The sequence below is a fragment of the Paraburkholderia kirstenboschensis genome (genome assembly GCF_904848585.1).
Classification (GTDB): Bacteria; Pseudomonadota; Gammaproteobacteria; order Burkholderiales; family Burkholderiaceae; genus Paraburkholderia; species Paraburkholderia kirstenboschensis.
In genome coordinates, this window is the sequence record NZ_CAJHCR010000039.1 from 1 (window position 1) to 15,278 (window position 15,278).

Genomic DNA, 15,278 nt, shown 5'->3' on the forward strand with positions numbered 1-15,278 from the left:
TTCCGGCTGGGACATAGTATGGACAACCTGTGAGAGGCAGTAGGGCGGCGAAGGCAATGGCGAGTCGCTTCACGGTGACACCCCGCTCGTAAATTTGGTGATGCCATCATAGCCCAACGCATGATCAAGTCGGTGCTGCCTGCAGGCGGACATATGGGCGCCTGCCTCATCTGAACAAACAGACCTTCGCGAGTTCGACGACCAGTGTGCCGGGGGCCGTCGGCGACAGATCACAAATGTGCGATGACCGCTTCCGCACCGAACTGACGATGCTAAATGTGCAGCCGGTTTCCATTATGCATGATGGCGACGACCTTGAGACGCGCCGAATGATTTTCGAGTCCCAATCTGTTCTTTTCAATCCTCAATCGATGTGCGCCTCGCCGACGACCTCTATTCAAAGAAGATCTCCTGCAGATTTGAAAATTGCGTGATCGCATGCATATTGCATATGTGAGCTGACGCACATAGAAATTGCGCCCATAGCGTCGAAGGTTCAGATAGTGTCCTATTCTTATCGAGAAACGTACAGTCAACAATTGGCAAGATGAGCGCGAAATACGTCACTACGTAGCCCGGGAAACCAGCGACGCGCAGTTAGAGCAGCGTCTATTGCCGGGAAGTACTCATCCTTATAGCCGAGTCATTTGCTTGATTGGATTGACCCAAAAAGCTCACGCAAAAAGTCGGAACTGAATTGGCTGGCCGTGCAAGAAAAAGATGCAAAACGGCGCACAGCGATGAAGCTATGGACGCCGATGAGAGATGTTTTCGTAATGCAGTACTTCGCAGCTACCACCTCGCTATACGCAGGTTTGCGAGGCGCATCGTTCAATTGGCGTCCAAGCGAATGGAGATAGACATGGGAGCAGAGCTAGCGATTCAAGCATCTAACCAGTCCGCGTTTTCGCTGCAGCACTTCGCAGATACCGTGATGGTGAAAATGGAACTTACCCGTGGCGGCAAGTGGGTGATTATGGGTAGGGCGACCATGTGGAATATGGACGGAGACGTTCAGGGTGCGACTGCCAGGATAATACATGACACCAACGTCGAGCTTGACCGGGTCCAGATGTGGCTCGCGGGCGGCGGAAGGACTTGCATGTATTTGCAATCATGCTTTGTTGCAAAAGAACGTGAGGTCATTGCGCTTGAGTGCAATACTTATAAGGGAGAGGCTTCTTTCGGTTCATTGATAGCGTTCAGAGTCGACGACATTCAATTCCAATAGGCGGGCGTACATTCAACCTTTACCGTATCAAAGGGATTAAATGGCACGACGACCGAAGTCAGTCAGTTTTATGGCGCGCGCGACCGTTTGCCCCTCCAAAGCTGCCGTTGCCTTTGCATTAATCTGAAAGGCGACTCCGGGTCGATTTGCGCCGACCGCCGACCGCCGACCGCATCGACCTGCCCGCTTTACCAATGACACCCGCTTGAGATACGGTTGCCAGTTCCCCAGATGTTCAGTCCCGAGATGCCGCCATGGCCCATACCGTCGAACTGGCCGGTGAACGGTGTCGCGGCGCTGCCAATACTGTTGAAATCCGTCAGACTTTGTGAAGCGATTGCCCGGTTGCCCATCGCATAGTTGCCGGCGAGGTTGTTGTTCACCGCATTAAGGTCTGCCAGGTAGTTGACGAGCTGATAGGCAGTGATCTGCGTCACCAGGCCACTAAACGGCGCGGCGCTCCAGGAAGGATTGCTGCGCAACCTGCCGGGCGTGTAGCTGCCGTTCATGTCGTAGAGCGCCGTGACGATGCCTGTGCTTCGCGACCAGTCGATGGTGCCCAGGTTGGTCACACTGCCGCCGTTGTCGAATCCAGCCCAGTCGGCATTGAGAATGAGTGAGCCTGTGCCGTGATTGGCGATGGTCGCGTTCGGTGCGATGCTCAGCGAGTGCGTTGCGTCGAGCGTTAGCGACCCGGCTCCGTGCCAGCGTATGCTCGCGTCGATCGCAATGTTTCCCTCGCCGGTCGCCCCCAGCATGCCGTCGCCGCCGTTTGCGTTGACGTTGATCGAGGCACCGCGGCTCAGGCTTGCGCTCAGCGTGCGAGCGGCGGAGGCGTCCGCGATGAAGTCCCCGGTCGTGATGTTCCAGGTTTTCGCCTGTACGTCCGCGCCGCCGACCTCGACCTCTTTGCGGGACATATCAACCGCGCCGCCGCTGCCGTCCGCATTGCGTGCGCTGATCTGCGCCCTGCGCGCATCCACGCTGCCGGTGTTGATCACCGACGTCGCGGTCTCGGTGTTCGCGACGAGCCACACGTGGCCGGCGCGTGTCGCCGTGCCAGTGGCGCGCAGCGCGCCCGAATGACCGGCCAGCGCGAAAATGTTGCCGTCGGCCGCCTGCAAATTGATGATCGCCGCCTGCACTGTACCTGTGTTCGTCACCGTGCCGCTGCTTCCGAGGTCCACAGAAACTTGCCGATCGTTGTCGTCAAACAGACGCGCCTGACGCCCCACGGCGAGTTCGGCATTCCCGTTTGGCGCATCGATTGTCCCCGCGTTCGTGACCTTATTAGCTGATACCAGAAACACGTCCCCGCCCGACGACATAAGCTTGCCGAGATTGATCACATTCGCCGTGGAGTTGCCCGTGTACAGCGACCCACCGATCGCGGGCGGATTCAGGAATGTGTCGTTGGTGATGTCGAGCGTAGAAGCGACGAAGCGGCCGCCCGTCGAGATCACGCCGTTTCGCCCGATTAAAACCCCATGCGGGTTGACAAGGTACACACTGCCGGTGCCGTTCAGCGTGCCCATGATTGCGGAGAAGTCGTTGCCCGTCACGCGATTGAGTGTCGCGCCCGTGCCGTTGCTGATCGAGACCGTGGCGCTCCGTCCGATCGAGAAACTGTCCCATTCGATGATGCCCCGCGAGCCTGTTTGCGCGATGTTCAGGTTCGTGCCGTTCTGTGCAATGCTTCCTGATCCGCCTACGAAGCGGCCGCCTTGCGGCAGCGGCCCTGCCGCGAAGGCGTGTCGTCCAGAGAGCAGTACTGTCAGTGCAGCGATAAACAGCGAGAGCTTTCGCGATGACCGACCGTTTCTGGATGTGCGTTGCAGACGCGCCAATTTGGCAGCAGGGCTCATACGTCCTCCGTGTAACGGAGTACGGTCGGCACGCGCGAAAAAGGGCGCGAACTGCGCGACCCGTGTATGAAGAATAGCGCGAGACGTTATCCAGATGCGCCTAAATCGCCGCGTTTTGCGCCCTTCGTCACAATGTGTGGTGCTTCAAGGTTCCCACACGAAGGATAGGCCGACTTCGCGGCCTCGCGCACGCGGATGAAGGCGCGGCGCGCATTAAGAGGTCGAAGACTGGCGGCTAATCGAATGGCCGTTCGGGTTGGGGAAGCTGCCCTCGCTTTCGCGTCAGGCCGAAGGACGGCTATGGGTCGACATCAGCACGTCAACCAGCATTGACCGCGCCAGAGCCGCCTCGAAGCTTACGAGATTGCAGGCGGTGGGTTTCCTTCTTAAAACACGCTGGGTCGTGGAGCGGACCATTTCGTGGCTTCAAACTTTCGCCGACTGCGTATTCGCTTCGAGCGCCTCGCTTTTATCCACGAAGCCTTCATGAAAATCGCTTGCTGCATCATATGCTGGCGACATCTGCAAAAGTCATTCTGATAACGCCTTTTACCGCAATTTCATCCGGCTCAATTACAGTAGTCCATGGTCGAACGAAATCGAACAGGCCGTGATCACCGTCGGCAAGCTCGTCGCGATGTGCATGCGCGGCTGACCGGCAGGCGGTGCACATTCGGTAGCTCGATGAGTTCGACAGGGTGTTATTCTCGACGCACGAACACTCGAAGAGGTTGAGTTGATGGCTATCGACTTTTCGTTTTCGGTCAAGGTTTTTTCGGCACTTTTTGCCATCATGAATCCGATAGCTAATATCCCCGTTTTCCTCTCGTTGACGGAGAACGATTCCGATAGGGTGAAGCGGAGAATTGCGGCTGTCACGTTCGTTGGCGTGACGATAGGGTGCCTCATATCGGTCACGGTCGGCGAAGCCATTCTGCGCGTATTCGGCGTCTCGATTGCCGATTTCCGCCTCGCGGGCGGCCTGCTCGTGCTGCTGATCGCACTCGACATGCTGCATGGCTCGTCGAGCGCGCAGCGCAGCCCCCGTCAAGGAGAACTGGACAACGGCAATGCCGATCACGACGTGGCCATCTTTCCGTTGACGATGCCATTGCTGGTGGGCCCCGGAACGATCGCCACGCTGATCGTGCTCGGGCATACCGCGACGGAGCAGAGCAAGGAGGTCAGCCTCGCGCCGCGACTGGCCGTTTTCCTCGTGCTGTTGGCCGTTACGCCGTTTTCCGCGCCACGCATCGGGCGCTTCCTTTCCCCCAGGATGACCGCCATTACAAAGCGGCTAATGGGCATGATTCTGGCCGCCATCGCGGTGGAGATGATGACGGCCAGTCTGTCCACGCTATTCCCTGGGCTTGCTCGCTAGCGCCAACTGGCACCATGCCGGTATGACTGGAGAAACATCATGTCTGATCAGAGTTCTGGTTTGAACGAGGCCTTCATTGCGAAGCAACGAGCGCGTCTCGAAGCGTTGCAGCGTGAGTTGCTGGCCGGTGAGGCCGACATCCTGGCGAACGAACGCACTTTTGAGGAAGAGCATGGCGACGAGGCGCGCGAGTTCGAAGAGGAAGGACAGAGACTGGAGCAGGAGCTCGCCGACCAGGCGCTGCGCGATGCGTACCACCGGCGGCTCGCCGATATTCAACGGGCGCTCGAGAAGATAGCCGACGGAACCTATGGCTACTCGGACGAAAGCGGCGAACCGATTCCCATCGAACGGCTCGAAGCAGTGCCCGAGGCGATTCTGACCGTGGAGGAGCAAGCGGCGCGCGAAGCGCGTCGTTGAAGCGCCTCGACGCGCTGAGTGTCGTACATGATCGGCAGCGTTGTGTCGAAAGGTCGCCCGCAAAATGATGTACTCTGATTCTCGACTCCGGGAACGGCACCGTATGCGGCGCTCTCATTGCGGCGGCTTCACGATGGGACCGCAGCAGCGCAAAGGTGAAGCCCTGGGTGGTCGCCGTGCGGGATGCGAGTTCACCTGCGGTTCCTCTTTATCCACCATCGACTTCACCTAATGGGAGGGGGCAGCAACGGTTCGATGAGTGCCCACAGTTCGTCGTCGAGTATCGGCTTGGCCATATCCTTTTCGTCGTCGAAACAATGAAAAGGTTAACAGAATTCATCGAGTGTAAACAGCCCCTTCGCTCATTTTGTTAAAGCTTCTTAACTGACGGCTTTCTCAAGTACCACCATGGCACGCACAACCGACTTGCAAAATGCTGCAGATTCGCTTCCGGACCCGAACGCTGCATTTGTCATGATCGACTCCAGAGGGGACGCCTAGGCGGCGTCGTTGTGATACGGTTTTGTCGCAATAAAGAGGTGAGGTCAAGCAAAGGCGATATCTTGAGTACTACTTATGCCGCCAACGCGTAGTCCGGAACACCGTTTTGATCGATGGCCTTCTGGAAGTAACGCCGGGCGGCCAGCTTGTCCCGCTTGGCTCGCAACAGAAAGTAAACCGTATCGCCCGCTTTATCAACGGCCCGGTACAAGTACTTCCATTCACTGTTGACCTTGACGTAGGTTTCGTCCATTCGCCAGCTTCTACCGACTGTGCGTTTGTGTCGCCGAAACGTTTCTTCCAGCGTCGGCAGAAGTTTGATGGCCCAGCGGATAGGCCACGTACCAGCGCACACAAGTCAATATCACATCCAGCGGATAGTGCAGCCGTTTGAGCCCCTTGTTCATACCCGCATTCAAGCTCGTCATCGTAGATCAAGTCTTTTTCGTTTGCCCGGCGCCACGATAGCAGATCGTCTTAATGCGACAGAGCCGGCGAGCGCGTTAAGACTGACCGGCGCGACGCGATCAAGCTGGTGCGCTCTCTGCGCGCGGGTGATCTGTCTGCCGTGCACGTACCGACCGTGGAGGACGAAGCGTTTCGCGACCTTGCCCGTGCCTGGTCATCAGCGAGAGAAGACCTCAAGCAGGCGCGATGCCGGCTGAAATTGTTCCTGCTCCAGCATGGTGTGAATTACATTCGGCGTGCTGACTGGGGGCCGAGCCACCGACGTTGATTAAGCATATTCTCGTTCGACAGCGGATGGCAACAACTGGCATTTAGCGAACACCGCCGCACGATCGAGAATCGCCTGGCGCAATGCGAACGGCTGGAGACTGCGCTGCGTGAAGCGGTTGCGGACTGGCGCTTCTATCCCGCGGTGCTGGCACTGCAGGCGATGTGGGGCATCAACTTCAGGTCGGCTGTGGGCCTAGTGTCTGAACTGGGCGATCTGTCACGCTTCGAGCACCGGCGTCAGCTGATGGCATCGAAACAACGCCCGACAACAACCTCATCCCGAACGATCGCGCGGCATCGCCTGCAACGTATCGACGATTTCGCGCATCAGCGCTTTTCTGTCATCCGAAGCGCGCTGCACCATGCCGACCGTGCGCAGCGTCGGCGGGCTCGAAATGGGGATCACGCGCAGCAGCGGGTCGTTCAGCCAGTTGCCGCGTATCAGCAGCGGCAGCACCGCGACGCCGACTTTCTCGCGCACCAGCGCGACAATCGTCTCGATCGAATTCAGTTCGAGATACTCGTTGACCATCAAGCCCGCTTTCTCCAGCGCCTGCTCGACCACCTGCCCTGTGCGCACGCGCCGGTCGAAGCGCAGAAAGCCGTGCCCACGCAAGATGCGCTGCGGTTCGTTATCGGCGATGTCGCGGCTCACCACCAGCACCATCGGTTCGGTGTAGAGCGTGGTCCATTTGAGCGTGTCGGGCAGCGTCTCGTCCGCGCGCGCGACCACGGCCGCGACGTCCACGTCGCCCGCTTCGACCATGCCCGCCAGTTCGTCCGAGCGCGCCGACAGCAGCCGCACGTCGAGCCGCGGGTGCGTCGCCTTCAGCCGCGCGACGGCGAGCGACAGCGCGCCGATCACCGACACCAACGCACCGATCGTGACGGGCCCTTCCATCGCGTCGGTGGGCTTCGCTTCGAGCTCGGCGAGCAGGTCGAGAATCTGCTCGACCTTCGGCCAGATTGTCAGCCCGTGCTGGGTCAGCGCGATCTGCCGCCCGCGACGGTCGAACAGCTGACGGCCCAGCGCTTCCTCCAGCCCGCGCATCTGCAGGCTAACGGCCGCCTGCGTCAGCGCGACCTTTTCGGCAGCCGTCGAGAACGAGCCGGTGCGGGCAACGGCCCTGAAAGTCTTCAGCATGCGTAGCGTCGGCATTCGTTCCATCCATGAGAAAAACTTAAGTGTCTAAAAGAAAGTTTAATATTTTTTGTACGTTGGCAGCCAGATAATCGATTTCACAACGATCTGGAAGGACGAGCCACGCAATGCGGAGTAAACAGGCATGACCGCAGCAGAACGCCGGCCGGTTCTCGATGTACAAGGCTTCTCGCTGAACTTTTCGAATTTGCCCGACGCGCCGAACGTTGTCGACGACGTGTCTTTTCTCGTCCACGCGGGCGAGACGCTGTGCGTGGTCGGCGAGTCCGGCTGCGGCAAGAGCGTGACGTCGCTTGCGCTGATGGGGCTGCTCGCCAGCCCGCCCGCGCGGCGCGTCGCGGGCACGGCGCATTTCGAGGGCGTGAATCTGTTCGGCCTGTCCGAGCGCGGACTCGCCGACATTCGCGGCAACCGCATGTCGATGATCTTTCAGGAGCCCATGACCTCGCTGAATCCCGCCTACACGGTCGGCGAGCAGATCGGCGAGAGCATCCGGCGGCATCGCGGCGTCGGTCGCGCAGCGGCGCGCGAACAGGCGCTCAAGATGCTGCGGCTCGTTCATATTCCCGCGCCCGAAACGCGGCTCGATGCGTTCGCGCATCAGCTGTCGGGCGGCATGCGCCAGCGCGTGATGATTGCGATGGCGCTCGCGAACAGCCCGCGCCTGTTGATCGCCGACGAACCCACTACCGCGCTCGACGTGACCATTCAGGCGCAGGTTCTGGCGCTCGTGCGCAATCTGCAGAAAGAGACGGGCACGGCGATGCTGCTGATTACGCACGATCTCGGCGTGGTCGCCGAAGTGGCGGATCACGTGGCGGTGATGTATGCGGGCAAGATCGTCGAGTACGGCACGGTGTCCGATCTCTTCGACGATCCGCAGCATCCGTACACAATCGGGCTGATGGGCGCGATTCCGTCCGTCGGCAAGCGCGAAGGGTCGCTCGCGACGATACGCGGCTCCGTGCCGACGCCCGAGCAGATGCCGCGCGGCTGCCGCTTCGCGCCGCGCTGTCCGTTTGCCGAACAGCGTTGCATCGACGCCGCGCCGCCCGAGCGAACGCTCGAAGGCGAGCATCGCGTCGCCTGCTGGCTCGCGCCTGTCGAGCAGCTCGTGAAGCCCGCGCAGCAAAAGGAGCTGACATGAGGCCCGCGAATGCGTCACACCCCGCGTCACACATCGCGACGCCCATCATCGAAGCCAGCGCGCTCACCAAACGCTTCGGCGGCGAGCGGCAGATGTTCACGCGCACGCCCACGGTTCATGCCGTCAACGAAGTCTCGTTCGCCGTGCAGACGGGCGAGACGTTCGCGATCGTCGGCGAATCGGGCTGCGGCAAGTCGACGCTCGGGCGCATGCTGCTGCGTTTGATCGACGCGACGCAAGGGCGCGTGCTGTATCAGGGCGAGGACATCACGCATTGGCAGGGCGCGAAGCTGCGCCGCTTGCGCCGCGACATGCAGATCATCTTTCAGGACCCGTTCGCGTCGCTGAATCCGGGCATGACGGTCGGGCAGATCATCGGCGAGCCGGTTGCGTTTCACGGGCTCGCGAGCAGCGGCAGCGAGCGCCGCGAACGCGTCGCGCAACTGCTGACCAAAGTCGGCCTGCAGCCGGCGTATGCGCAGCGCTATCCGCATGAATTCTCCGGCGGCCAGCGGCAGCGCATCGGCATCGCGCGGGCGCTGGCGGGCGAGCCGAAACTGATCGTCGGCGACGAGCCCGTGTCGGCGCTCGATGTCTCCGTGCAGGCGCAGGTGATCAACCTGCTCGAATCGCTGAAGGCCGAACTCGGCCTCACGTTGATCATGGTCGCGCACGATCTCGCCGTGATCCGTCACATGAGCGACCGCGTCGCGGTGATGTATCTGGGTGAAATCGTCGAACTGGCGCAGGTCGACGAACTGTTCGACGCGCCGCTGCATCCGTACACGCAGGCGCTGCTGCGCGCGATTCCCGCCAGCAGTCCGCACGAGCGCCGTACGAAGCCCGCGCTGCAAGGCGATCTGCCCAGCCCGACGGCGCCGCCGCCCGGCTGCCGCTTTCATACGCGCTGCCCGCACGCGAAGCCGCGCTGCGCGCAGGAGCGCCCGCTGTCCGAAACGCTGCCGGGCGGACGGCAGGTCTCGTGTCATTTCTGGCGCGATGTGCAGAACGCGGGCGGCGGCATGCCGCTCGTCGCGAGCGTCAGCACGAAGCTCAACGAGCGCCTTGCGATCTATCGCGAGAAGCAGAATCAGACGCAGGCCGCACTGAGCGCCGAAGCGAACCGGTAACGATCACCTATGGCAACCCGAACCGCAACAAGGACACGACGCATGCGAAGAATGTTGATTGCCGCCGCGCTCGCATTGAGCGCTTCCGCCGCGATGGCGCAGACCACCATCCGCATCGGCCTGCAGGACGATATCGGCTCGCTCGACCCGGCGCGCAGCGTGCAGTTTGTCGACCGGATCGTGTTCGCGTCGCTGTGCAATTCGCTCGTCGATGTCGCGCCCGATCTGAAAATCGTGCCGATGCTCGCCACGTCGTGGACCACGGGCGACGACGGCAAATCGCTGACGTTCAAGCTGCGCCAGGGCGTCAAGTTCCAGGACGACGAGCCGTTCAACGCCGCCGCCGTGAAGGCGAACCTCGACCGCTACCGCACGCTGCCGACCAGCAACCGCAAGAGCGAATTGTCGTCGGTCGATCATGTGGATGTGATCGACGACAGCACCGTGAAAATCGTGCTGAAGCAGCCGGACGCTGCGCTGCTCGCCACGCTGTCGGACCGCGCGGGCATGATGCTCGCGCCGAAAACGCTTAGCGACGCGGCAGGCGTCGCGTCGCATCCCGTGTGCTCGGGGCCGTACAAGTTCGTGCAGCGCGTGCAGAACGATCGCGTGGTGCTCGAGAAGTTCGCCGGTTACTGGGACGCGGATAAGTATCCCGTCCAGCGCGTCGTGTTCCAGCCGATTCCCGACAGCACGGTGCGTCTCGCGAATCTGCGCTCGGGCTCGCTGGATATGCTGGAGCGTCTCGCGCCGTCCGACGTCGCCGCCGTCAAGAGCGATGCGAACCTGCAGTTCAAGCCGGTGACGGGTCTCGGCTTCTACTACGTGACGTTCAACATCAACAACGGCCCGCGCGGCAACGGTCCGCTGAAGGACAAGCGCGTGCGGCAGGCGTTCGAGCTGTCGATCGACCGCGATGCGATCGACCAGGTGATCGGTGCGGGCATCTTCACGCCCGCGAACCAGGGCATTCCGAAATCGAGCCCGTACTACAACGCGTCGCTGCCGACCTCGAAGCGCGACGTCGCGAAGGCGAAGGCGCTGCTGAAGGCGGCGGGCCAGGAGCATCCGACCATTGAATTCGCGTATCCGAACAACACGGTCGCGAGCCAGATCACGCAGATGCTGCAGGCCATGCTCAGCGAAACGGGCATCACGCTGAAGCTGCGTCCGAGCGACTACGCGACGGAACTGAATGCAGGCCACACCGGCGACTTCGAAGCGATGTACACGGGCTGGTCGGGGCGCCTCGATCCCGACGGCAACCTGCATCAGTTCAACACCTGCGCGGGCAACCTGAACTACGCGCACTACTGCAACCAGCAGGTCGATTCGCTGCTCGACTCGGCGCGCACCAAGCAAACCCAGGCCCAGCGCAAGTCCGACTACGACGCCGCGGGTAAGATCCTCGCCGACGACGATCCCATCGTCTACATTTACGCGCAGCCCTGGCCGTTCGTGCTGTCGAAGAAAGTGCAGGGCTTCACGCCTTACGCCGACGGTCTGGTGCGCCTGCGCGGCGTGTCGATCAAGGGCTGAGCGTCATGCTGCCGATCATTGCGAATCGCCTGCTCGTTGCCGTGCCGACCCTGATCCTGGTGTCGATGCTGATTTTCGGCTTGCAGAAGCTCCTGCCGGGTGACCCGGTCCGCGCGATGGCGGGTGAGGATCAGGACCCGCAGCTGATCGCGACGCTGCGGGTCAAGTATCACCTCGATCAGTCCGTGCCGACGCAGTACGCGCTGTGGATGCGCGATGTCGCGCACGGCGATCTCGGTTCGTCTTTGCGCACTGACGTGCCCGTGCGCGCGTTGATCGCGCAGAAGCTGCCCGTCACGATCCAGCTCGCGGTGATGGCGATGATTCTCGCCATTGGCATCGGCATTCCGGCGGGCGTGATTTCGGCGGCGAGCAGGGGCGGCCCGCTCGACTACGCGGCGAACATCTTCGCGCTGTCGGGCATGTCGATACCGAATTTCTGGCTCGGCATCATGCTGATTTTCGTCGTGTCGGTGCGCTGGCATCTTTTGCCGTCGTCGGGTTATGTGTCACCGGGCGAGGATTTCTGGCTCAGCATCAAGACGATGCTGATGCCCGCGTTCGTGTTGGGCGCCGCGCTCGGCGCGCAACTGATGCGCCATACGCGCAGCGCAATGCTCGGCGTCTTGCGCACCGACTACATCCGCACGGCGCGCGCGAAAGGATTGCTGCGCGGCGCCGTGGTCGTCAAGCACGCGTTCCGCAATGCGCTGATTCCCATCGTCACCGTGCTCGCGCTGTTGTTCGGCGAGCTGCTCGCGGGCGCCGTGCTGACGGAGCAGGTGTTCACGATTCCCGGCTTCGGCAAGCTCGTCGTCGATGCGGTGTTCAATCGCGATTACCCCGTCGTGCAAGGCGTCGTGCTCGTCACGGCGGTCGCGTTCATCGTCGTGAACTTGTGCGCGGATGTGCTCTATATCCTGCTCAATCCCCGACTGAGGCGCAGTTGATGGCTACTTCAATCGATGCCGGATCCGCGTCGGCCGCCGCCGCGTTGCCGCGTCGCAAACGCCGCGGGCTCACGCGCTTCATGCGCAATCGCGCGGCCGTGTTCGGTGCGTTTCTGGTGGCGCTCATCGTGAGCGTGGCGTTGTTCGCGCCGTGGCTCACGCACTACGACCCCGTGCAGGCGAGCTTCATGACCGTGCGCCAGGCGCCGTCGGCGGCGCACTGGTTCGGCACCGACGAACTCGGCCGCGACGTGCTGAGCCGTCTCCTGTACGGCGCGCGTGCGTCGTTGCTGGCGGGCGTCGTGTCGGTCGGCATTGCCGTCGTGCTCGGCGTGCCGCTGGGATTGATCGCCGGTTACTTCGGCAGGTTCGTCGACGGCGTGATCTCACGCATCGCCGATGCGCTGCTGTCGATCCCGTTCCTGATTCTCGCGATCGCGTTGAGCGCGTTTCTCGGCCCGAGCCTGACGAACGCGATGGCCGCGATCGGCATTTCGGCGATGCCGCGCTTCATTCGCCTTACGCGCGGCCAGGCCATCAGCGTGAAGGCCGAAGAATATGTGGAAGGCGCGCGCGCGATCGGCCTCGATCACGCGCGGATCATGCTGCGCTACATTCTGCCGAACGTGCTGCCGCCCATCATCGTGCAGGCGAGCCTGACGGTGGCGAGCGCGATCATCGCCGAAGCGAGCCTGTCGTTTCTCGGGCTCGGACAATTGCCTCCCGCGCCGTCGTGGGGCTCGATGCTTAACACGGCAAAAGACTTCGTGAGCCAGGCGCCGTGGATGTCGATCTTTCCCGGCATCGCGATCTTCCTGGCCGTGCTCGGCTTCAACCTGCTCGGCGACGGCCTGCGCGACGCGTTCGATCCGCGCGAATCGTGATGCATTTCGCGCGCTACGGCTTTCGATGGCGCAGGTCGAACGAGCAAAACCACCAGAGTGACAACATGACAAGCTTCAACTGGCAGAACCCTTATCCGACGCTGCGCATGCCCGTGTTCGCGCGCAACATCGTGTCGACGTCGCAGCCTCTCGCGGCGCAGGCCGGGTTGCGCATGCTGTGGAAAGGCGGCAATGCCGTCGATGCGGCCATCGCGGCAGCGGCGGCGATCACCGTCGTCGAGCCGGTGTCGAATGGACTCGGCAGCGACGCGTTCGCGCTCGTGTGGGACGGCAGCAAGCTGCACGGGTTGAACGCGTCGGGCGTCGCGCCCGCTGCGTGGAACGTCGATTATTTCAGGCGCAAATACGGCGAAAACAACGGCGTTGCCGTGCAGCCCGTGCGGGGCTGGGACACGGTGACGGTGCCGGGCGCGATCGCGGGCTGGGAAGTGCTACATCGGAAGTTTGGCTCGCTGCCGTTCGCCGATCTGATGGAGCCCGCCATCGAGATCGCCGAGCGCGGCCATGCCGTGGCAAACGTCGTCGCGCGCAAGTGGGCGGCCGCCGTGCCCGAACTGAAGAACCAGCCGGGCTACGCCGATACGTTCATGCCGCGGGGCCGCGCGCCCGAAGTCAGCGAACTGGTGAAGATGCCGGGCCACGCCAAGACCTTGCGCATGCTGGCCGAACACGGGCCGCGCGCCTTCTACGAAGGTGAAATTGCCGAACGCATCGCGGCGTTTTCCCGCGATTGCGGCGCGGCAATGACGCTCGACGATCTGCGCAACTACCAGCCTGATTGGGTCGAGCCGATCGGCAAGAACTATCGCGGCTACACGGTGCACGAGATTCCGCCGAACGGGCAGGGCATCGCCGCACTGATCGCGCTCGGCATTCTTGAACAGTTCGACGTGGCCGCGCTGAAGCTCGACGGCATCGAATCGCAGCATCTGCAGATCGAGGCGATGAAGCTCGCGTTCGCGGATGTGTACCGCTACGTCGCCGATCCGCGCTCGATGGAAGTGACGCCTGCGCAAATGCTCGACGACGCCTATCTGAAATCGCGTGCGAAGCTGATCGATCCGAAGCGCGCGACGCAGTTCGGCTTCGGCATGCCGAAGGCGGGCGGTACGATCTACCTGTCGGCCGCCGACGAGCGCGGCATGATGGTCAGCTTCATCCAGTCGAACTATATGGGCTTCGGCTCGGGCTGCGTCGTGCCCGAGATGGGCATTTCGCTGCAAAACCGTGGCTGCGGATTCTCGATGGACCCGAAGTCGCCGAATGTGGTCGAGGGCGGCAAGCGGCCGTTCCACACGATCATCCCGGCGTTCCTCACGCAACAGGTGGACGGCAAGCAGGAAGCGGTCATGAGCTTCGGCGTGATGGGTGGCGACATGCAGCCGCAAGGGCACCTGCAAACCGTGGTGCGCATGCTCGATTACGGCCAGCAGCCGCAGGCGGCATGCGATGCGCCCCGCTGGAAGGTCAACCGCGATTTCTCCATAGATATCGAATCGACGCTCGATCCGCAGACCTCACGCGCGCTCGAAGGCCTGGGCCACACGATCAAGTCGATCGATGATCCGTATATGGATTTCGGTTCGGGCCAGTTCATCTGGAAGCTCGATCGCAACGAGCCCGAGCGCGGCTATGTCGCTGCAAGCGACAGCCGTCGCGATGGGCTGGCCGCAGGGTTCTGAGCGTCGCATCGGCGCCCGGCGCGTCGGCGCCTGGCACATCGGCGCGTCGCGTCGCGCGCCGACCGTCTCTGCGGCAAATCGCGAAGGCGTCAGCGGACGCCTTCGCCACCTTCATTCGGGAATATTGCCTCGTCGTTCCTGCGCTCGACGCGCCGCGCCGTCTTTTCGACCGCAAGTCAGTACTCGCGCATCGCGCCGATCCGCTCCTGGTCCGCGTGCACGGAAGCCATCGCGTTGCCGTAGAACGAAGGAAAGTTGTCACCGGCCAACGCCCGCGCCGACGAGGTCGAAGCCTCGTAGTTGATAATCATCTGGAATGCCTCCTTTGTCGCCCCCAAGGTAGGGGGCGACAAAGGTCTACAGTTGCGGTGCGAACCACCAACCGACCTGTCAGGAGGTGCATATGAAGTATTGCGGCATCGATCTGCACTCGAACAATGCCGTGGTCGCTGGGATCGACGACCAGGATCGGGTGCTTTACTGCAAGCGGCTCACCAACGATTCGCAGCTGATTAAGGCTGCGCTCGAGCCACACAGGGATGAGCTTCAAGGAGTAGTCGTGGAGGCTACGTTTTATGGACGCCCCGGAATTATGCACAGTTTGTCGGTCATTCTGAGGTGCAACGC

Annotated in this window: 13 protein-coding genes and 3 pseudogenes; 12 read left to right on the forward strand and 4 right to left on the reverse strand. The window is 61.9% G+C overall.

Going from position 1 to position 15,278, the window contains the following annotated elements; genetic code table 11:
* Nucleotides 1–862 precede the first annotated feature (862 nt).
* Nucleotides 863–1,231, forward strand: coding sequence for a hypothetical protein (locus JMY24_RS37140; RefSeq protein WP_128589753.1), 369 nt, complete (start codon nt 863–865; stop codon nt 1,229–1,231).
* 188 nt (nt 1,232–1,419) lie between these two features.
* Here the strand turns inward: JMY24_RS37140 and JMY24_RS37145 are convergent, their stop codons facing one another.
* Entirely contained in the window at nt 1,420–3,096 is a 1,677-nt protein-coding gene (locus tag JMY24_RS37145; RefSeq protein ID WP_201704019.1) for a two-partner secretion domain-containing protein, read from the reverse strand.
* A 388-nt stretch (nt 3,097–3,484) separates the two neighbouring features.
* Here JMY24_RS37145 and JMY24_RS37150 point away from each other — a divergent pair.
* The 3 genes and pseudogenes from JMY24_RS37150 to JMY24_RS37160 all read left to right on the forward strand — a co-directional run.
* Nucleotides 3,485–3,636: pseudogene (locus JMY24_RS37150) on the forward strand (transposase); the annotation flags it as partial.
* 199 nt (nt 3,637–3,835) lie between these two features.
* Nucleotides 3,836–4,477 carry a MarC family protein gene (locus JMY24_RS37155; protein WP_201704021.1) on the forward strand — a complete coding sequence of 214 codons (642 nt, stop codon included), beginning with the start codon at nt 3,836–3,838 and terminating at the stop codon, nt 4,475–4,477.
* Between the two features lie 39 nt (nt 4,478–4,516).
* Nucleotides 4,517–4,897: a TraR/DksA family transcriptional regulator gene (locus JMY24_RS37160; RefSeq protein ID WP_128592570.1), complete on the forward strand. Its 381-nt coding sequence runs from the start codon at nt 4,517–4,519 to the stop codon at nt 4,895–4,897.
* Between the two features lie 592 nt (nt 4,898–5,489).
* Here JMY24_RS37160 and JMY24_RS37165 read toward each other — a convergent pair.
* Nucleotides 5,490–5,826 (reverse strand): annotated as a pseudogene (locus tag JMY24_RS37165) (DDE-type integrase/transposase/recombinase); the annotation flags it as partial.
* Nucleotides 5,827–5,885: 59 nt separating this feature from the next.
* Here JMY24_RS37165 and JMY24_RS37170 point away from each other — a divergent pair.
* Nucleotides 5,886–6,386 (forward strand): annotated as a pseudogene (locus tag JMY24_RS37170) (transposase); the annotation flags it as partial.
* Nucleotides 6,387–6,410: 24 nt separating this feature from the next.
* Here the strand turns inward: JMY24_RS37170 and JMY24_RS37175 are convergent.
* The gene (locus JMY24_RS37175) at nt 6,411–7,295 is read right to left on the reverse strand and encodes a LysR substrate-binding domain-containing protein (RefSeq protein ID WP_201704023.1); all 885 of its coding nucleotides are present in this window, start codon (nt 7,293–7,295) and stop codon (nt 6,411–6,413) included.
* Nucleotides 7,296–7,422: 127 nt separating this feature from the next.
* Here JMY24_RS37175 and JMY24_RS37180 point away from each other — a divergent pair, with 127 nt between their 5' ends.
* The 6 genes from JMY24_RS37180 (at nt 7,423) to JMY24_RS37205 (ending at nt 14,651) form a co-directional block, all read left to right on the forward strand.
* Nucleotides 7,423–8,445: an ABC transporter ATP-binding protein gene (locus tag JMY24_RS37180; RefSeq protein ID WP_128598764.1), complete on the forward strand. Its 1,023-nt coding sequence runs from the start codon at nt 7,423–7,425 to the stop codon at nt 8,443–8,445.
* Nucleotides 8,442–9,575: an ABC transporter ATP-binding protein gene (locus JMY24_RS37185; protein WP_201704025.1), complete on the forward strand. Its 1,134-nt coding sequence runs from the start codon at nt 8,442–8,444 to the stop codon at nt 9,573–9,575. Before JMY24_RS37180 ends, JMY24_RS37185 begins: the two co-directional genes overlap by 4 nt.
* A 42-nt stretch (nt 9,576–9,617) precedes the next feature.
* Nucleotides 9,618–11,114, forward strand: coding sequence for an ABC transporter substrate-binding protein (locus JMY24_RS37190; RefSeq protein WP_128598290.1), 1,497 nt, complete (start codon nt 9,618–9,620; stop codon nt 11,112–11,114).
* A 5-nt stretch (nt 11,115–11,119) separates the two neighbouring features.
* A complete protein-coding gene (locus JMY24_RS37195) occupies nt 11,120–12,064 on the forward strand; it encodes an ABC transporter permease (RefSeq protein WP_128589363.1) in 945 nt (314 codons plus the stop codon).
* Complete coding sequence (locus JMY24_RS37200) at nt 12,064–12,948, forward strand: ABC transporter permease (RefSeq protein WP_128598289.1); 885 nt, start codon at nt 12,064–12,066, stop codon at nt 12,946–12,948. The genes JMY24_RS37195 and JMY24_RS37200 overlap by 1 nt, the downstream gene beginning before the upstream one ends.
* A gap of 65 nt (nt 12,949–13,013) precedes the next feature.
* Complete coding sequence (locus JMY24_RS37205) at nt 13,014–14,651, forward strand: gamma-glutamyltransferase family protein (RefSeq protein WP_128598288.1); 1,638 nt, start codon at nt 13,014–13,016, stop codon at nt 14,649–14,651.
* 176 nt (nt 14,652–14,827) lie between these two features.
* Here JMY24_RS37205 and JMY24_RS39325 read toward each other — a convergent pair whose 3' ends face one another.
* Complete coding sequence (locus JMY24_RS39325) at nt 14,828–14,962, reverse strand: hypothetical protein (RefSeq protein WP_268960852.1); 135 nt, start codon at nt 14,960–14,962, stop codon at nt 14,828–14,830.
* 92 nt (nt 14,963–15,054) lie between these two features.
* Here JMY24_RS39325 and JMY24_RS39105 point away from each other — a divergent pair.
* On the forward strand, nt 15,055–15,278 hold a 224-nt coding region (locus JMY24_RS39105; protein WP_236597759.1), incomplete at its 3' end, for a hypothetical protein.